Here is a 17,454-nt window from a genome sequence, read left to right on the forward strand (position 1 = left end):
GGCCGGGGTCGAGGGGCGCCGGCGGGGCTCAGCCCCAGGTGTCGCCGGGGCCCTTGCTCCCCGGGGCGCGCAGCCGGCCGTAGCCGCGGACCGGCGCGGCCGGGCCGAGCACCTTGATGGTCCGGACCGTGCCGTGGCCCAGCTCGTGGTTCAGGCGGGCCACCAACTGCCGTGCCAGCCACCGAAGTTGGGTGGCCCATGCGGTGGAGTCGCACTGCACGGTGAGCACCGCGGCCGCCTCGTCGTAGGAGGAAGGGTGGCAGTGTGCGGAGATGTCCGGGCCGACGATCTGCGGCCAGCGGCCCATCACCCCGCCGACCGCGGCGGAGGACTCCCAGCCGCGTTCGGTCAGCAGCCGGTTCAGCGCCGCGCCCAGCGGGACCGGGTCCCGGCCGTCCGAACGGGCACCGCTGCGCAGGCCGTGCCGCTTCGCCTCGCGCTTCTGCTGGACCTGCTCACCGCGCTGGCGGGCCTGGGCGCGGGCGGCCCGCAGGGCGGACCGGGCGAGGTCGGCCCCGGTGGGCCCCTCGGCGCCGGGGCCGGGGGAGGTCTCCGCCGACTCGCTCACGGCGATCTCCTTTCCCCAGCCTGTGGACAACCCGATGAGCCGTCCAGCCTACGGGAGCGCACGAACGCCGGGGCGTCGGGCGTCGGCGGGTGCCGCGCTGCGGTACGGGTAGGGATGCGGTGCGAGTGCGGGTCGGCGGGCGGGGATCAGGCGTCGATCCGGCGGACGGCGCCGTCGGAGACCGCGAACCGGGCGCCCGCCAGCGCCTTCGGCACGTCCTCGGCCACCGCCGCGGTCACCAGCACCTGCTCGCCGTCGGCCACCAGCTCGGCCAGCCGGTCCCGTCGGGCGGCGTCCAGCTCGGCGAACACGTCGTCCAGGATCAGCACCGGCTCGCCGCCGTCCGCACGCAGCAGCTCGTACGAGGCCAGCCGCAGCGCGAGCGCGAACGACCAGGACTCGCCGTGGCTGGCGTAGCCCTTGGCGGGCAACGGGCCGAGCTTGAGCACCAGCTCGTCGCGGTGCGGGCCGACCAGGGTGATCCCGCGCTCGACCTCCTGCTTGCGGACCGCCTGCAGCGCCTGCAGCAGCTGCTCCTCGGCCTGCTCGCGGCTGGTCGGCAGCTCGCCCTCGAAGGAGCTGCGGTACTCCAGCGCGGTCTCGCCGCCGCCCGGGGCCAGTTGGCCGTACGCGGCCGTCACCAGCGGCTGCAGCGCGGCCACCAGCTGGATCCGGAAGGCCGTCAACTCGGCTCCGGCGCGGGCCAGATGGCCGTCCCAGACCTCCAGGGTGGACAGGTCGGCGCCCTTGCCGCCGCCGGCCCGGCGGGCCATCGCGGCGGTCTTCAGCAGGGCGTTGCGCTGCTTGAGCACGCGCTCGTAGTCCTGCCGGACCCCGGCCAGCCGGGGCGCGCGGGCGGTCAGCAGCTCGTCCAGGAAGCGCCGGCGCTCGCCCGGATCGCCCTTGACCAGGCTGAGGTCCTCGGGGGCGAACAGCACGGTGCGCAGCAGGCCCAGTACGTCGCGCGGGCGGACGTTGTCGGAGCGGTTGATCCGGGCCCGGTTGGCCTTGCCCGGGGTGAGCTCCAGCTCGACCAGGGTGGAGCGGCCGCGGTCCACCACCGAGGTGCGGATCACCGCGCGTTCGGCGCCCAGCCGGATCAGCGGGGCGTCGGTGGCGACCCGGTGGCTGCCCAGGGTGGCGACGTAGCCGATCGCCTCGACCAGGTTGGTCTTGCCCTGGCCGTTGGGCCCGACGAAGGCCGTCACGCCCGGGTCGAGGGGAACCTCGGCCCGGGCGTACGACCGGAAGTCGGCGAGCGACAGGTGCGCGACGTGCATGGCTGTGGACTGCGCTCGCCTTCTGTGGAGAACTCTTCGGTTACTTGGACTCGACCGCGTGGCCGCCGAACTGGTTGCGCAGCGCGGCGATCATCTTCATCTGCGGCGAGTCGTCCTGGCGGGAGGCGAAGCGGGCGAACAGCGAGGCGGTGATCGCCGGCAGCGGCACGGCGTGGTCGATCGCGGCCTCGACGGTCCAGCGGCCCTCGCCGGAGTCGGCGGCCCAGCCGCGCAGCTTGGCCAGGTGCTCGTCCTCGTCCAGGGCGCGGACGGCCAGGTCCAGCAGCCAGGAGCGGATGACGGTGCCCTCCTGCCAGCTGCGGAAGACCTCGCGCACGTCGGTGACCTCGGGGGCGGCCTCCAGCAGCTCCCAGCCCTCGGCGAAGGCCTGCATCATCGCGTACTCGATGCCGTTGTGGACCATCTTGGCGAAGTGGCCGGCGCCCACCGCGCCCGCGTGCACCGAGCCGAAGTCGCCCTCGGGCTTGAGCGCGTCGAAGACCGGCTGGACCCGGGCGACGTGCTCGGCGTCGCCGCCGTACATCAGCGCGTAGCCGTTCTCCAGGCCCCAGACGCCGCCCGAGACGCCGCAGTCGACGAAGCCGATGCCCTTGGCCGCCAGCGCCTCGGCGTGCTTGATGTCGTCGGTCCAGCGGGAGTTGCCGCCGTCGACCACCACGTCGCCGGGGGAGAGCAGCTCGGCGAGCTCGTCGACGGTCGCCTGGGTCGCGGCACCGGCCGGGACCATCACCCAGACCACGCGCGGGCCCTGGAGCTTGGTGACGAGCTCCTGCAGGCTCTCGACGTCGGAGATCTCCGGGTTGCGGTCGTATCCGATGACGGTGTGGCCGGCGCGGCGGATCCGCTCGCGCATGTTGCCGCCCATCTTGCCGAGACCGATGAGGCCGAGCTCCATGACCAAATCCTTACTGTGGGGACGTGCCTGGCGGCGGCGCCGTTGCCGCACTCCCCGAGCCTACGCTTCCGACCGCTACGGGCTCCGCGCGGTCGGGCCGACCGGGGGAGACGTCCACAGGCTGTGCACAGCGGGTGTGCACAGCCTGTGGGTGACCGACCGGTTCGGCGCTCGGCCCTGGCGGAGGGATCAGCCAGAGAGGCGGACCGGCATGATCAGGTACTGGTAGGCCTTGTCCTCCTCGGAGTCCACCGAGACCTTGCCGCTGAGCAGCGCGGGCTTGGTCGGGGTGGTGAAGCTCAGCTGGGCGAACGGGGAGTCGATGGCCTTGAGGCCCTCCTCCAGGTAGCCCGGGTTGAAGGCGATCGAGATGTCGTCGCCCTCCAGGTCGGCCTCGATCCGCTCGGTGGCCTGGGCGTCGTCGCCCGAACCGGCCTCCAGGGTCAGCACGCCCTGCTCGAAGTTGAGTCGGACCGGGGTGTTGCGCTCAGCGACCAGCGATACGCGCTTGAGCGCCTCCAGGAAGGGCTGGGTCTGGATCGCGGCGACCGCGCTGAACTCGGTCGGGAAGAGGCTGCGGAACTTGGGGAACTCGCCCTCCAGCAGCCGGGTGGTGGTGCGGCGGCCGGCGCCCTCGAAGCCGATCAGGCCCTCGCCCGCGCCGCCCGAGGAGAGCGCGATGGAGACGGTGTCGCCGCTGCCCAGGGACTTCGCGATGTCCTGCAGGGTCTTGGCGGGCACCAGGGCGACCGCGGAGATGTCCGACTGCTCGGGCTTCCACAGCAGGTCGCGGACGGCGAAGCGGTAGCGGTCGGTGGCGGCCAGGGTGATCCGGTCGCCCTCGATCTCGACCCGGACGCCGGTGAGCACCGGCAGGGTGTCGTCCCGGCCGGCGGCGACCGCGGCCTGGCTGACGGCCGAGGCGAAGACGTCACCGGAGACGGTGCCGGTGGCGGTCGGCATCTGGGGCAGCGCCGGGTACTCGTCCACGGGCAGGGTCGGCAGGGTGAAGCGGGAGCTGCCGCAGACCACGCTGACCCGCTGGCCGTCGGTGGAGATCTCCACAGGCCTGTTGGGGAGGTTGCGCGAGATGTCGTTGAGCAGTCGACCGGAGACCAGGACGGTGCCGGCCTCCTCGACGTCCGCCTCCAGCTCGACCCGGGCCGAGACCTCGTAGTCGAAGCCGGACAGCGCCAGGCTGCCCTCCTGCGCGGTCAGCAGCAGGCCGGCCAGCACCGGCACCGGCGGCCGTGCCGGGAGGCTGCGGGCAGCCCAGGCCACCGCCTCCGCGAGGACGTCACGCTCCACACGGAACTTCACCGGTAACCGCCTCCTGGTTCGAGCGCTCCCGCTCGCACTCTGGTTCGTCTGATCTTGATCGTCGGTCCGCCTGTCCGCCGAGCTCTGCCACTCCGCTTCCAGTCGCCAAGGACAGTCTGACGTACTCCACCGACAGACGGGGCAGACGGGCGGAAGCGAACCGAACGGATGCCCGGGAGCGGTTGTCCACAGATTTCGGGGCCACCCACTTTGAAAGCAGGTTCACGGTCTATCTGTGTAGCGGTAGTAGTAGGGCCTGTGGAAACCGTGGATAACCCCGTTTCCGCAGGTCAGCACCCGAATTTTGTCCACAGTGGGTGTGGACGGCGGCTGTGGACGGGCAGCCCGCGCTGTGGACAGCCGAGCGTTACCCACAGGGCACGCTGGGTATCCACAGGTTATCCCCAGGGCTGTCCCCAGATCCGGGCCCGGTTATCCACGGGCGCCGGTCAACTTTTCGTGACGCCTTTCACACCAGGGTATGAACGGTAGCTCACGGTTGTCGAACTGTGGACCCCGCTGTGGACAACCTGGGGATAACCGCTCCGCGCCTGGGGACAACCGGTGGATAACCCGAACGGCCCACTGGTGACCCGTCAATTGTCCACACCCTGTGGATAACCGTTGTGCACAAGTCCACAGGCACCTGACCTGCGCGGAAGAGCGTAGCGGCGACGGGCCTGTGGACGAATTCTGGATAACTCCGGACTCCCCAGCCTGTGGACCGTGCAGAAGGGGCCCGCCCTGTGGACAACCGCCCTGCGCGCCCGCGGTTTTCGAATCACCGGTCAGTTGTTCGGCGCGCGCCGGGGACTGGTGGCCCGTCCGTCGCCCGGATCCCTGCCCGGCCGGCGTCCGGCGCACACCTGTGGACACGCGAAAAGGGCGTCAGGATCGCTCCTGACGCCCTTTTCCGGCCAGCGGGGAAGGCGGGGCCCGACGGGCCCGACTCCGCGGTGCGCCCTAGCTCTTGATGCGGTTGGTGAGCTCGGTGACCTGGTTGTAGATGGACCGCCGCTCGGCCATCAGCGAGCGGATCTTGCGGTCCGCGTGCATCACCGTGGTGTGGTCGCGGCCGCCGAACTGCGCGCCGATCTTCGGCAGCGACAGGTCGGTGAGCTCCCGGCACAGGTACATGGCGATCTGGCGGGCGGTCACCAGCACCCGGCTGCGCGAGGAGCCGCAGAGGTCGTCCACGCCAAGGCCGAAGTACGCGGCGGTCTGCTGCATGATGACCTGCGCGGTGATCTCCGGGCCGGCGTCCTCGTCCCCGCCCGGGATCAGGTCCTTGAGGACGATCCCGGCCAACTCCAGGTCCACCGGCGCCCGGTTGAGGTTGGCGAAGGCGGTGACCCGGATGAGCGCGCCCTCCAACTCCCGGATGTTGCGGGTGATCCGGGACGCGATGAACTCCAACACGTCGGCGGGAGCGTTCAGTTGTTCCTGGATCGCCTTCTTGCGCAGGATCGCGATCCGGGTCTCCAGCTCCGGCGGGGTGACGTCGGTGATCAGGCCCCACTCGAAGCGGTTGCGCAGCCGGTCCTCCAGCGTGGTCAGCAGCTTGGGCGGCCGGTCCGACGAGAGGACGATCTGCTTGTTCGCGTTGTGGAGGGTGTTGAAGGTGTGGAAGAACTCCTCCTGGGTGGACTCCTTGCTCGCCAGGAACTGGACGTCGTCCACGAGCAGGATGTCCATGTCCCGGTAGCGGCGGCGGAAGGTGTCCGCCTTGCCGTCCCGGATCGAGTTGATGAACTCGTTGGTGAACTCCTCCGAGGACACGTAGCGCACCCGGGTGCCCGGGAAGAGGCTGCGCGAGTAGTGCCCGATGGCGTGCAGCAGGTGGGTCTTGCCCAGCCCGGACTCGCCGTAGATGAAGAGCGGGTTGTACGCCTTGGCCGGGGCCTCGGCGACCGCCACCGCCGCCGCGTGCGCGAAGCGGTTGCTGGCGCCGATGACGAAGGTGTCGAACAGGTACTTGGGGTTCAGCCGGGCGGCCGGCTCGTCCTTGCGCGAGCCGCCGGCCGGGGGAGCGCCGGGCGGGGCGGGCACCCCGGGGACGGCGGGGCGCTCGGTGGACCGCTCGGGGGCGGCCTTCTCGGCCGGGCGGCCGCCGGCGGGCCGGGAGCCGTGGCCGCGGCGGCCCGCGCCGGTACGCGGCTGCTCGCCGGGGCCGGGGCCGTACGCGCCGCCGAAGAGGTCGCCCTGGGTGGTGGAGGGCGGGCTGGGCAGGGGGCGCGGCGCCGGGCGGCGCTCGGGCTCCTCGGGCTCGTGGTAGGGCGCCTGGGGCTCCTGGTAGCCGGACCACGGCTGGGCCGGCTGGCCGCCGTAGGGCGCGGGGCGGTGCTCGTAGCCGCCGGTGTCGTAGCGGGGGCGCTCGTAGTCCTGTTCGTACGGCTGCTGCTGGTAGCCCTGGTCGCCGTAGCCCTGGTCCTCCTCGGCCGGGCCAGGGTACGGCTCGGCGGGGGGCTGGGCGACGGGCGCGGTCGGCACGGCGTTGGCGTCGACCATCACGGCGATCCGGACCGGCCGGCTGAGCTCGCGGCTGAGCGCATCGGTCAGCTGGGGCAGCAGCCGACCCTCCAGCACCTGCTTGGCCCGCTCGTTGGGGGTCGCCAGCAGGGCGGTGTCGTGCATCATCCACATCGGCTGGGTGCGCTGCACCCACTGTTTGTCCATCTCCCCGACGTCGGGGTCGCTGACCAGCCGCTCGACGACCCTCGCCCAGACCGGGACGAGGTCGCTGTTGACATCAGCCACTGGTGCACGCTTTCCAAGAACAAACCAGACAAGTTCTGCAACGGTAGTCAGCGAACAGGGACGGATCAAGTCGTTGTCCACAGGCTGTGGGTAAACCACCTCCGGGCGGCTGGTTTGACCCTCGAGCCCCGTCCCGCGTACCGTAACCAGGTCGAGTTGTCGATGGCCGCTGCCGCATGTCCGCGGGTCCACCCGCTCCATAAGGCGCGCAGCACGGGCGCCGTGGATTGCCTCAGACCCCAGCCGAACTGGGGCGATGGGCCGGATTTCCGAATCAGGGGAGATCACGCGGACGCACGGTGACGGCCAAGCGACCCCCCGTCATCCTACGATTCACCTCAGGAGCCCCCGAGTGAGCAAGCGCACCTTCCAGCCGAACAACCGTCGTCGCGCGAAGACCCACGGCTTCCGGCTGCGTATGCGTACCCGCGCCGGCCGCGCCATCCTGGCTGCCCGCCGTGGCAAGGGCCGCGCCAGCCTGTCCGCCTGATCCACGCCAGAGTCTGTTGTGCTGCCCTCCGAGAATCGGCTGCGGCGGCGCCAGGACTTCGCGACCGCGGTGAAACGCGGTCGCCGGGCCGGCCGGCCCCTTCTGGTCGTCCATCTCAGCAGAGACGGTGACCCGCAGGGGCAGACCGACCGGACCAGCGACTCCCGCCCGCACGTCGCCGAGGGGACTCCTTCGGCGCGTGCGGGTTTCGTCGTGAGCAAGGCCGTTGGCCCGGCGGTCGTTCGCAATCTGGTCAAGCGCCGGTTGCGCCATCTCCTCCGTGATCGTCTGTCCAGGCTGCCCGCCGGTAGCCTGATAGTGGTGCGTGCGCTGCCCCAGGCCGCGACCGCCTCGTACCAGGACCTCGAACGGGACCTGGACGCGGCGCTCAAGCGGTTGCTGAGGGCCGAGCCCGCCGCGACGGCGCCGACGGGAGCAGGGCGATGAAGTACCTGCTGATGGGTCTGATCAGGGTCTACCAGTGGACCATCAGCCCACTGCTCGGTCCGGTCTGCCGTTACTACCCCTCCTGCTCGCACTACGGCTACGAGGCCGTGAAGGTGCACGGAGCGGTCAAGGGCGGCGGGCTGACCGTCTGGCGCATCCTGCGCTGCAACCCCTGGTCGCCCGGTGGGGTGGACCACGTTCCGCCCCGCAAGCACCCGGTGTGGCACCGCCGGCTGCGAGACTGGCTGAGCAGCCGGTCCGCCGCCGAGGAGCCGGTGACCCCCACCCCCGCCGGTCCGGACCCCGAGGGCCCGGCGACCATTGGCCCGGAGCGGCCAATCCACCTGTCCAAGGAGTCTGACCGGTGACCTTCGGTTTTCTTAACCCCCTCTACACGGCGGTGTCCTGGATCATCGTCCAGTTCCACTCGCTGTACAGCCACGTCTTCAACCCGGACGGCGGCTGGGCCTGGGGTCTGGCCATCGCCTCGATGGTGGTCGTCATCCGGATCTGCCTGATCCCGCTCTTCGTGAAGCAGATCAAGGCGACCCGGGCCATGCAGGCGATCCAGCCGAAGATGAAGGCCATCCAGGAGCGCTACAAGAACGACCGGCAGCGCCAGTCCGAAGAGATGATGAAGCTGTACAAGGAGGCGGGGACCAACCCGTTCTCCAGCTGCCTGCCCATCATCGTCCAGGCGCCGTTCTTCACCGCCCTCTACGGCGTGCTGTCCAAGGTCGCCAAGGGCCAGGACATCGGCGTGATCCACGGCTCCCTGCTGGTGAGCGCCGGCAAGGCGCACATCTTCGGTGCCCCGCTCTCCGCGACCTTCCTCGGCAGCCCCGAGACCAGTGTCAAGATCGTCACCGCGGTGATGATCGTGATGATGTCGCTGTCGCAGTTCGTCACCCAGCGCCAGCTGATGACCAAGAACGTCGACCTCACGGTCAAGACGCCGTTCATGCAGCAGCAGAAGATGCTGATGTACGTCTTCCCGGTCATGTTCGCCGTGATGGGCATCAACTTCCCGGTCGGTGTCCTGGTCTACTGGCTGACCACCAACGTCTGGTCGATGGGCCAGCAGCTGGTCGTCATCCACAACAACCCGACCCCGGGCAGCAAGGCCTTCCAGGAGCGCCAGGAGCGCCTGAAGAAGGCCGGGCGCCTGCGCGCGGACGGCACGGAGATCAAGGGCGCGCTCTGGGGCATGCTGCCCCCGTCCAAGGCGGCCATCGCCGAGGCGGCCTCCGCCTCCGCCGTGATCGAGGAGTCGGTCCGGGCGAGCCGCCAGCAGCCCCGTCGCCAGACCAAGGCCCAGCGCCAGCACGGCGGTGCCACCCAGGCGGCCGAGCCGGGCGGGGACACCCCGGTCGAGCAGCCTGCCGAGGAGGCCGTCGCGGCCGACCCCGGCACCAAGCCGGCGGCCGCCAAGCAGACCGCGGGCAAGCCCGCCGGCACCAAGCAGGGCACCCGGCAGCAGCCCAAGCGCGGCGGCCAGCGGCCGAAGAAGAAGTCCTGACCGGCCCCTGGCCTCGTTGTGGCAGCTGCGAAGAGCTTCGTTCCCCGCCCGCCAGCCGGGCCCATCTCCGAAGGAGTCCATCAGTGACGGAAGGCACCACCTCCGCCGTCGAGACCGAGGCCGCTGCCGGCGCCGACGAGAGCCTCGTCGCCCGCCTGGAGCAGGAGGGCGACATCGCGGCCGACTACCTGGAGGGTCTGCTCGACATCGCGGACCTCGACGGTGACATCGACATGGACGTCGAGGGCGACCGCGCCCTGGTGTCCATCGTCAGCGACGGCAACGACCGCGCGCTGCAGCGACTGGTCGGCCAGGACGGCGAGGTGCTGGAGGCCCTGCAGGAGCTGACCCGGTTGGCTGTCCACCGGGAGACCGGCGAGCGCAGCCGCCTCATGCTGGACATTGCCGGCTTCCGGGCCCGCAAGCGCGAGGAGCTGGCCGCGCTGGGCGCCGAGGCCGCCGAGCAGGTCAGGAGCACCGGCGAGCAGGTCAAGCTGCGGCCGATGACGCCGTTCGAGCGCAAGGTCGTCCACGACGCGGTCGCGGCCGCCGGTCTGCGCAGCGAGTCGGAGGGCGAAGAGCCCCAGCGGTGCGTGGTCGTGCTGCCGGCCTGAGGCCGGCGGATCGATGACCGGTCGCCACGGCGACCGGTGAGATTTACCGGACGCGACCCCGTCCGCCTCGTGCGGGCGGGGTCGTTGTTCCTTCTGGGATGTTTCACGTGAAACAGTGCGTTGAGCGGGTCGGTGGATCCGGAGATCGGAGAGGTCGAGATGGACACGGAGAGCGCGGCCACCGGCCGTCCGGGGGCGGACGTGAACCCTGACGCCGAGGGGCGGACCGCCGAGGCGGCCGAGACGTCCGAGGCGCCCGAGCTGGACGTGCTGGCCGAGGCGCCGGCCGCCGCCCGGGAGGTGTTCGGCGACCGCTTCGACGCCGCTGTCCGCTACACCGAGCTGCTGGCGACCGCCGGTGTCCGGCGTGGGCTGATCGGGCCCCGCGAGGTGCCCCGGCTGTGGGACCGGCACGTGCTCAACTGCGCGGTGCTGGCCGAGCTGCTGCCCTCCGGCTCCACCGTGTGCGACGTGGGCTCTGGTGCCGGTCTGCCCGGTATCCCGGTGGCCCTGGCCCGTCCGGACGTCTCGGTGACCCTGCTGGAGCCGCTGCTGCGCCGGACCACCTTCCTGGAGGAGGTCGTCCGGGAGCTGGCACTGGAGAACGTCACGGTGCTGCGCGGCCGCGCCGAGGAGATGGTCGGCAAGCTCGCGGTGGACGTGGTGACCGCCCGGGCGGTGGCGCCGCTGGACCGGTTGGCCGGCTGGGGCATGCCGCTGCTGCGCCCGCACGGGCAGATGCTGGCGCTCAAGGGCGACAGTGCCGAACAGGAGCTGGCCGACTCGCGCGCCGGGCTGGCCAAGCTGGGCGCCGTCGAGTGGAGCGTGATCTCGGTCGGCGAGGGCACCCTGGAGACCTCGACCCGGGTGGTCCAGGTCAAGGCGGGGGAGAGCCCCGGCGGCGTGAAGGCCGCGACCCGGCGCGCCAAGGTGGCCCGGGCCGGTCGCAACGCCGGCGCCAAGAACGGCACCACCGCCGGCCGGGGCGGTCGACGCCGCAGCCGCTGACCGCCGGACGGCCCTGACGCCGGACGGCCCTGACGACGGGCGGACGGTCCTCCTGAGGGGGGAACCGTCCGCCCGTCGTCGTTCGGGTGACGGGCGGGCCGACAACCGGACATCGGAGTGTCGCAACGTCAGATTTCCGACATAGCGGGCATGGTGTTTCGCGTGAAACGTCGCTCCTTGCTCTCCGGAATCCTTGCCCGCGGCCGGGCGGCGACTGTTGCCGCTCCGGTTTCACGTGAAACACTGAGCCCCATGCAGGACTCGGAGACCGTCGACCAGATCGATGACACGCCCATCGCACGGGCTGCCCAGGCTGCGGTTCAGGCGATCGGCCGAGCGGGGGAGGGGCTGCCCCGGCCCGCGGCCACCCGGGTGATCGTGGTCGCCAACCAGAAGGGCGGGGTGGGCAAGACCACCACCACCGTGAACATGGCCGCCTCGCTGGCCATGCACGGGCTGCGCGTCCTGGTGGTCGACCTCGACCCCCAGGGCAACGCCTCCACCGCCCTCGGCATCGACCACCACGCCGAGGTGCCGTCCATCTACGACGTCCTGGTCGAGGGCAAGCCCATGGCCGACGTCGTCCAGCCGGTCGTGGACGTCGAGGGGCTCTTCTGCGTGCCGGCCACCATCGACCTGGCCGGCGCCGAGATCGAGCTGGTCTCGCTGGTGGCCCGGGAGAGCCGGCTGCAGCGCGCCATCGCCGCCTACGAGCAGCCGCTGGACTACATCCTGATCGACTGTCCGCCCTCGCTGGGCCTGCTGACGGTCAACGCCCTGGTGGCCGGTCGGGAGGTGCTGATCCCGATCCAGTGCGAGTACTACGCGCTGGAGGGCCTCGGCCAGCTGCTGCGCAACGTCGAGCTGGTGCGCGCGCACCTCAACCCCTCGCTGCACGTCTCGACCATCCTGCTCACCATGTACGACGCCCGGACGAGGCTGGCCGCCCAGGTCGCCGAGGAGGTCCGGACCCACTTCCGGAACGAGGTGCTGAGCACGGCGATCCCGCGCTCGGTCCGCATCTCGGAGGCGCCCAGCTACGGGCAGACGGTGCTGACCTACGACCCGGGCTCGACCGGGGCGCTCTCGTACCTGGAGGCCGCCCGCGAGCTCGCGCAGCGCGCGGTCGGCCCGGGCGGCGGCTCGTTGGTGGGTCAGCAGCGGGGCGGCAGCAGTACGGGGCACGGCGCCCCGGTGGCACAGCACGGTACGACGGAGGGTCATCAGTGAGTGGTCGCAGGGGTCTGGGACGAGGGCTGGGGGCGCTGATCGGCCCGGCCGCGCCGGCGGACGGCGGGGCGGCGCAGCCGGTCACGGCCACGCCCGCGCCGACCCCGGTGGTGACGACCGGCACGACGTCGCCGGCCTCGGTGCCGGTGCTGCCGGGCGGTCGCGCCACGGTGGCGGCCCGGGCGGCCGTCGGACGGCGGCCGGAGCAGCCGGCGCCGGTCCCCGGTGCCTCCTTCGCCGAGCTGCCCCTGGACGCGATCACCCCCAATCCGCGTCAGCCGCGCGAGGTGTTCGACGAGGACAAGCTCGCCGAGCTGGTCGCCTCCATCAAGGAGGTGGGCCTGCTCCAGCCGATCGTGGTGCGCCAGATCGAGGCGGGGCGCTACGAGCTGATCATGGGCGAGCGCCGCTGGCGGGCATCCCGTGAGGCGGGCCTGGAGCGGATCCCGGCGATCGTCCGGGCCACCGAGGACGACAAGCTCCTCCTGGACGCCCTCCTGGAGAACCTCCACCGGGCCGAGCTGAACCCGCTGGAGGAGGCGGCCGCCTACGACCAGCTGCTGCGGGACTTCTCCTGCACCCACGAGGAGCTGGCCGACCGGATCGGCCGCTCGCGCGCGCACGTCTCCAACACCCTGCGGCTGATGAAGCTCCCGGCGTCCGTCCAGCGGCGGCTGGCGGCCGGCACGCTGACGGCCGGGCACGCGCGGGCGCTGCTCCCCCTGACGGACCCCGAGGCCCAGGAGAAGCTGGCCGCGCGGATCATCGCCGAGGGCCTCACGGTGCGCAGCGTGGAGGAGCTCGTCGTCCTGATGCGCTCCGAGGAGCCGCGGGAGGCGAAGCGCCAGACGCCGAAGGCGGGCAAGATCATCTCCCCGGCCTTCAACGACCTGGCGAGCCGGCTGTCGGACCGCTTCGACACCCGGGTCAAGGTCGAGGTGTCACAGCGCGGCGGCAAGCTGGGCAAGGGCAAGGTGGTGCTGGAGTTCGGTTCGGTGGAGGACCTCAACCGGATCCTGGACAGCATGGCCCCGGGCGAGGACGGTCTGCGGCTGTCGCAGGGCTGAGCCCGTCCGGACCGGGGGCGACGACCCGATGGGTGCATGTGCCACGTGAGCGCTGTTTCACGTGAAACATGCACCCATCGGCGTTCGTGGGGGAATGCTCGACCGTGAAAGGGAGGAGGAGGTACGGGCCATGGGACGCCGGATCGCTCCGCTGACGCTGGACAACCTCGCGGACCTGCCGACGGGCTGCCGCTCCTGCGTGTTCTGGGAGCTGGACCCGGTCAGCGCCAAGGAGGCGGTGGAGTCGGGGAAGCCGGAGCTGGAGAAGGAGGGGTGGATCTCCGCGGTGCTGCTGGAGTGGGGTTCCTGCGGCCGGATCGTCTACGTGGACGACCAGCCTGCCGGTTTCGTGCTCTACGCGCCGCCCGCCTACGTGCCCCGCTCCCAGTCCTTCCCGACCAGCCCGGTCTCGCCGGACGCCGTTCAGCTGATGGTCAGCCGGGTGCTGCCGGGATACCAGCGGCAGGGGCTGGGCCGGGTGCTGGTGCAGACCGTCGCCAAGGACCTGCTGGGGCGCGGGGTGCGGGCGATCGAGGCCTTCGGCTCGGCGGGCCGGGTGTCGACCAGCTGCGTGCTGCCGGCCGACCACCTGCTCGCGGTCGGCTTCAAGACCGTACGGCCGCACCCGCGCTACCCGCGGCTGCGGCTGGAGGCCCGAACCACCCTGTCCTGGCGCGGCGACGTGGAGGGGGCCCTGGAGCGGCTGCTCGGCGGCGGGCGGAAGGAACCGGCGCTGCGGCCGTTCTGAGCGGTGCCGCAAAAGCAGCGGCGGGACTCCCCGACCGGAGAGCCCCGCCGCCGTTCGACCGGTGGCCGGAAGACCTAGATCAGGCCGTCCAGCTCGCGCAGCAGCGCGGCCTTCGGACGGGCACCGGTGATCTGCTTCACCGGCTGGCCGCCCTTGTAGAGGATCAGGGTCGGGATCGAGATGACGTTGTACTCGGCGGCGGTCACCTGGTTGGCGTCCACGTCGAGCTTGGCAACGGTCAGCTTGTCGCCCTGCTCGGCCGCGATCTCCTCCAGGATCGGGGCGACCTGGCGGCACGGGCCGCACCAGGTGGCCCAGAAGTCGACCAGTACGGGCTTGTCGCTCTCCAGGACGTCGGACTTGAACGTCGCGTCGGTGACGGTGGTGGTGGCGCCGGCCACGGGAACTCCTCGGGTTAGGACGGAGGGGGCTGCTGCCAGGTGAACAACGGACGGGCCCGTTCTGTTTCTGCCTGGCCGGGGGCGGGGGTGTTTCACGTGGAACACCCCCGCGGGGTTCGCTCGGGGCGAGGGGGTCAGACCGCGACGGCGGCGGCCTTGTTCTCCGCGTCGTCCAGCGCGGCCAGGTAGCGCTCGGCGTCCAGCGCGGCGGAGCAGCCGGTGCCGGAGGCGGTGATGGCCTGGCGGTAGGTGTGGTCCACGACGTCGCCGGCGCCGAAGACGCCCTCGACGTTGGTCCGGGTGGAGGGGGCGTCGACCTTCAGGTAGCCCTCGGCGTCGAGCTCCAGCTGGCCCTTGAACAGGTCGGTGCGCGGGTCGTGGCCGATCGCGATGAACAGGCCGGTGACCGCGAGCTCGCGGGTCTCACCGGTGGTGGTGTCGCGGAGGGTGACGCCGGTCAGCTTCGGGTCGCCGTGGATGGCCTCGACCGCGCTGTCCCACTCGAAGCGGATCTTCGGGTCGGCGAAGGCGCGCTCCTGCATCGCCTTGGAGGCGCGCAGGCTGTCCCGGCGGTGGATGATCGTGACGCTCTTGGCGAAGCGGGAGAGGAAGGTCGCCTCCTCCAGGGCCGTGTCGCCGCCGCCGACCACCGCGATGTCCTGGTCGCGGAAGAAGAAGCCGTCGCAGGTCGCGCACCAGGAGACGCCGCGACCGGAGAGCTTGTCCTCGTTCGGCAGGCCCAGCTTGCGGTGCTGGGAGCCGGTGGTGACGATCACGGCGCGGGCCTTGTGCACGTTGCCCTCGGAGTCGGTGACGGTCTTGATGTCACCGGTGAGGTCGACCGCGACGATGTCGTCCGGGATCAGCTCGGCGCCGAAGCGCTCGGCCTGCGCCCGCATGTTGTCCATCAGCTCAGGGCCCATGATGCCGTCCCGGAAACCCGGGAAGTTCTCGACCTCGGTGGTGTTCATCAGCGCACCACCGGCGGTGACGGCCCCCTCGAAGACCAGCGGCTTGAGGGAGGCACGGGCCGTGTAGAGCGCAGCCGTGTACCCGGCCGGGCCGGAACCGATGATGATCACGTTACGGACGTCGCTCACTGCTTCTCCTGGTTCGCATCGCGACCCGCGTTTGCTGCGGGGAGGGCGGTCATGCTCCGCCGCCCGGGACAACGACTGACCAGTCTCTCGCATTCCCAGGCGGATCAGTACCAGGTGCCCGAACTCCGGAAGCGGCGTGGCGTCCTGGTCGTCGATCGCATGGGAACGGCCGGCCGGTGGCTGGGAACGGTCGCTCAGTGGCCGGGGACGGTCCGGTGCAGGACGACCGGGCCGCACTCGGGGGAGCGCAGGTAGACGTCCACGTAGCCGGCTCGGCCGGGGGCCGGGTAGACCAGCACCTCGACCGGGGAGCCCTGGTAGCTGCCCCGGTCGGTGGCCAGCGGGGTGCCCGGCGCGGGGGCCTGGCAGGCGGCCGGGGAGGCGGCCGGGGAGGCGGGGGCGGCGGGCGAGTCCGGGCCGGACAACTCGGGCCGGGCGCCCTCGGCGGGGGCGGCACCGGACCTGGCCGGTCCGGTGGCGCGCAGTCCGGGCTCGGCGCCGGAACGGGCGAGCAACTGCTGGACCTGCGCGGCCAGTTGGTCCTCCCGGTAGGCGGTTCCGGGGCCCGCCAGGTGCGGGGTGCGGGCACTCTGGTCCTCGGGGAGGCCGGCCGAGGCGGCCGAAGCGGCCGAAGCGGCCGAGGTCCCGGAGCCCTCGGAGTGGTCCAGCAGCAGGGCTCCGCCGAGGCCGAAGGCGGCCAGCGCGGCGGCGGCGCCGAGCAGCACGGCGAAGCGCCGGCGGCGGAGCCGGGGACGGCCGGGGCCGGAGGAGGAAGGGCCGGAGGAGGAACCGGGGCGGGACGGGGGCGCGGAGGGTGCCGGAACGGCCCGTACGGGCGTGGCAGGGGCGTCCGTCCGGCGGGCGTCGGCGGGGGACCTCCGGGGGCTCTCCTGCGGGCGGTCCGCGCCCCCGGTCGCTTCGGTGCGAGCGGTTTCGGTGAGAGCGGCTTCGGCGAGGGCGGCGTCCAGCCGGGCGGCGACGTCGGCGGGCACCGGCTCGGGCTCGACGGCGCCGAGCAGGGCCTGCACCTCGGCCAGGGCGTCGGCGGTCTCCCGGCACTCGGCGCAGCCGTTCAGGTGCCGGTGCAGCGTCCGGGCGGCCTCGGCGGGCTCGACCAGACCCTCGGCGAGGTCGGCCAGCTCCTCGACGGAGGGGTGGGCGTCGGCGGGCTCGGGGGAGGAGAGGGGGGCGGTCATCGCGTGCTCGCATCTCCTTCCAGCATCGTGCGGCCGGTGCTCGGGCCTGTCCCTGTGACGGTGCGGGGGCCGGTCGGGTTCCCCTGGGCGTCGTGGCGCGGCGGCGGGGCCGTACCGGGTGAGCCGGACGCCCCGCGGCCCGGCGCCCCGCGACCCGGCGTTTCACGTGAAACATCCTGCCGCGCGCCGTCCGTCTCGCGCAGGTGCCGGACCAGCGGGAGCAGCCGGGCCCGGCCCCGGGCGCAGCGGCTCTTCACCGTGCCCACCGGGACGCCCAGCAGTTCGGCGGCCTCGGCGACGGGATAGCCCTGCATGTCGACCAGGACCAGCGCGGCCCGCTGCTCGACGGGCAGCTCGGCGAGGGCCGCGGTCAGCTCCCGGTGCACCTCGGCCCGGACCACCGGGGAGTCGGCCGGTTCGGCCGTGCCGACCAGGCTGTCCAGCCGCTGCGGGTCGTCGTCCAGCGGGGTGGTGCGCCGGGTGGCGCTGCGCCGGGCGCGGTCCAGGCAGGCGTTGACCACGATCCGGTGCAGCCAGGTGGTGACCGCCGAGCGGCCCTGGAAGCCGGGGGCGGCCCGGAAGGCGGAGACCAGGGCGTCCTGGAGGGCGTCCGCGGCCTCCTCGCGGTCCCCCAGGGTGCGCAGGGCGACCGCCCAGAGCCGGTCGCGGTGACGGTTCACCAGTTGCCCGAAGGCCTGCGGATCGCCGGCGACGTGCCGGGCGAGCAACGCCGCGTCGTCGTCCGCCACTGTCACCCCTCGACCCCTTGCCGTCGTTCCGGTGCGCCGGGGTG

The 17,454-nt window shown here is 72.1% G+C and carries 18 protein-coding genes; 9 read left to right on the forward strand and 9 right to left on the reverse strand.

Going from position 1 to position 17,454, the window contains the following annotated elements; all coding sequences use genetic code 11:
• Positions 1 to 28: 28 nt before the first annotated feature.
• The 5 genes from BOQ63_RS23375 to dnaA form a co-directional block, all read right to left on the reverse strand.
• The gene (locus tag BOQ63_RS23375) at positions 29 to 568 is read right to left on the reverse strand and encodes a DciA family protein (RefSeq protein WP_030278245.1); all 540 of its coding nucleotides are present in this window, start codon (positions 566 to 568) and stop codon (positions 29 to 31) included.
• 146 nt (positions 569 to 714) lie between these two features.
• Positions 715 to 1,848: a DNA replication/repair protein RecF gene (recF, locus tag BOQ63_RS23380; RefSeq protein ID WP_030278246.1), complete on the reverse strand. Its 1,134-nt coding sequence runs from the start codon at positions 1,846 to 1,848 to the stop codon at positions 715 to 717.
• Positions 1,849 to 1,888: 40 nt separating this feature from the next.
• Positions 1,889 to 2,764, reverse strand: a complete 876-nt coding sequence (gene gnd / locus BOQ63_RS23385) for a phosphogluconate dehydrogenase (NAD(+)-dependent, decarboxylating) (protein WP_030278247.1) — start codon at positions 2,762 to 2,764, stop codon at positions 1,889 to 1,891.
• A 189-nt stretch (positions 2,765 to 2,953) separates the two neighbouring features.
• The gene (dnaN, locus tag BOQ63_RS23390; protein ID WP_030278248.1) at positions 2,954 to 4,084 is read right to left on the reverse strand and encodes a DNA polymerase III subunit beta; all 1,131 of its coding nucleotides are present in this window, start codon (positions 4,082 to 4,084) and stop codon (positions 2,954 to 2,956) included.
• Between the two features lie 963 nt (positions 4,085 to 5,047).
• Positions 5,048 to 6,841, reverse strand: coding sequence for a chromosomal replication initiator protein DnaA (gene dnaA / locus BOQ63_RS23395; RefSeq protein WP_030278249.1), 1,794 nt, complete (start codon positions 6,839 to 6,841; stop codon positions 5,048 to 5,050).
• A gap of 352 nt (positions 6,842 to 7,193) precedes the next feature.
• On the opposite strand from dnaA, the gene rpmH reads away from it, so the two are divergent.
• The 9 genes from rpmH to BOQ63_RS23440 all read left to right on the forward strand — a co-directional run bounded on the left by rpmH (position 7,194) and on the right by BOQ63_RS23440 (position 13,964).
• The gene (gene rpmH / locus BOQ63_RS23400) at positions 7,194 to 7,331 is read left to right on the forward strand and encodes a 50S ribosomal protein L34 (RefSeq protein WP_030059672.1); all 138 of its coding nucleotides are present in this window, start codon (positions 7,194 to 7,196) and stop codon (positions 7,329 to 7,331) included.
• An 18-nt stretch (positions 7,332 to 7,349) separates the two neighbouring features.
• Complete coding sequence (gene rnpA / locus BOQ63_RS23405) at positions 7,350 to 7,778, forward strand: ribonuclease P protein component (protein WP_030278250.1); 429 nt, start codon at positions 7,350 to 7,352, stop codon at positions 7,776 to 7,778.
• Positions 7,775 to 8,146 carry a membrane protein insertion efficiency factor YidD gene (gene yidD / locus BOQ63_RS23410; protein WP_046387248.1) on the forward strand — a complete coding sequence of 124 codons (372 nt, stop codon included), beginning with the start codon at positions 7,775 to 7,777 and terminating at the stop codon, positions 8,144 to 8,146. The genes rnpA and yidD overlap by 4 nt, the downstream gene beginning before the upstream one ends.
• A complete protein-coding gene (gene yidC, locus BOQ63_RS23415) occupies positions 8,143 to 9,297 on the forward strand; it encodes a membrane protein insertase YidC (protein WP_030278252.1) in 1,155 nt (384 codons plus the stop codon). Before yidD ends, yidC begins: the two co-directional genes overlap by 4 nt.
• Before the next feature lie 83 nt (positions 9,298 to 9,380).
• A complete protein-coding gene (locus BOQ63_RS23420) occupies positions 9,381 to 9,911 on the forward strand; it encodes a Jag family protein (protein ID WP_030278253.1) in 531 nt (176 codons plus the stop codon).
• Positions 9,912 to 10,070: 159 nt separating this feature from the next.
• The gene (rsmG, locus tag BOQ63_RS23425; RefSeq protein ID WP_030278254.1) at positions 10,071 to 10,919 is read left to right on the forward strand and encodes a 16S rRNA (guanine(527)-N(7))-methyltransferase RsmG; all 849 of its coding nucleotides are present in this window, start codon (positions 10,071 to 10,073) and stop codon (positions 10,917 to 10,919) included.
• A gap of 279 nt (positions 10,920 to 11,198) precedes the next feature.
• Entirely contained in the window at positions 11,199 to 12,149 is a 951-nt protein-coding gene (locus BOQ63_RS23430) for a ParA family protein (protein ID WP_051746530.1), read from the forward strand.
• Positions 12,146 to 13,216 carry a ParB/RepB/Spo0J family partition protein gene (locus tag BOQ63_RS23435; protein ID WP_030278256.1) on the forward strand — a complete coding sequence of 357 codons (1,071 nt, stop codon included), beginning with the start codon at positions 12,146 to 12,148 and terminating at the stop codon, positions 13,214 to 13,216. Before BOQ63_RS23430 ends, BOQ63_RS23435 begins: the two co-directional genes overlap by 4 nt.
• Before the next feature lie 130 nt (positions 13,217 to 13,346).
• Positions 13,347 to 13,964 carry a GNAT family N-acetyltransferase gene (locus BOQ63_RS23440; protein WP_030278257.1) on the forward strand — a complete coding sequence of 206 codons (618 nt, stop codon included), beginning with the start codon at positions 13,347 to 13,349 and terminating at the stop codon, positions 13,962 to 13,964.
• 74 nt (positions 13,965 to 14,038) lie between these two features.
• Here the strand turns inward: BOQ63_RS23440 and trxA are convergent, their stop codons facing one another.
• The 4 genes from trxA to sigM all read right to left on the reverse strand — a co-directional run bounded on the left by trxA (position 14,039) and on the right by sigM (position 17,416).
• A complete protein-coding gene (gene trxA, locus BOQ63_RS23445) occupies positions 14,039 to 14,365 on the reverse strand; it encodes a thioredoxin (protein ID WP_030278258.1) in 327 nt (108 codons plus the stop codon).
• Positions 14,366 to 14,499: 134 nt separating this feature from the next.
• Positions 14,500 to 15,465, reverse strand: a complete 966-nt coding sequence (gene trxB / locus BOQ63_RS23450) for a thioredoxin-disulfide reductase (RefSeq protein ID WP_030278259.1) — start codon at positions 15,463 to 15,465, stop codon at positions 14,500 to 14,502.
• A 194-nt stretch (positions 15,466 to 15,659) separates the two neighbouring features.
• On the reverse strand, positions 15,660 to 16,661 hold the full coding sequence (locus tag BOQ63_RS23455; RefSeq protein WP_191093585.1) for an RsmA family anti-sigma factor: 1,002 nt from the start codon (positions 16,659 to 16,661) through the stop codon (positions 15,660 to 15,662).
• Positions 16,658 to 17,416 carry an RNA polymerase sigma factor SigM gene (gene sigM / locus BOQ63_RS23460; protein WP_030278261.1) on the reverse strand — a complete coding sequence of 253 codons (759 nt, stop codon included), beginning with the start codon at positions 17,414 to 17,416 and terminating at the stop codon, positions 16,658 to 16,660. Before sigM ends, BOQ63_RS23455 begins: the two co-directional genes overlap by 4 nt.
• Positions 17,417 to 17,454: the final 38 nt, after the last annotated feature.

This window comes from Streptomyces viridifaciens, assembly GCF_001888885.2.
Classification (GTDB): Bacteria; Actinomycetota; Actinomycetes; order Streptomycetales; family Streptomycetaceae; genus Kitasatospora; species Kitasatospora aureofaciens.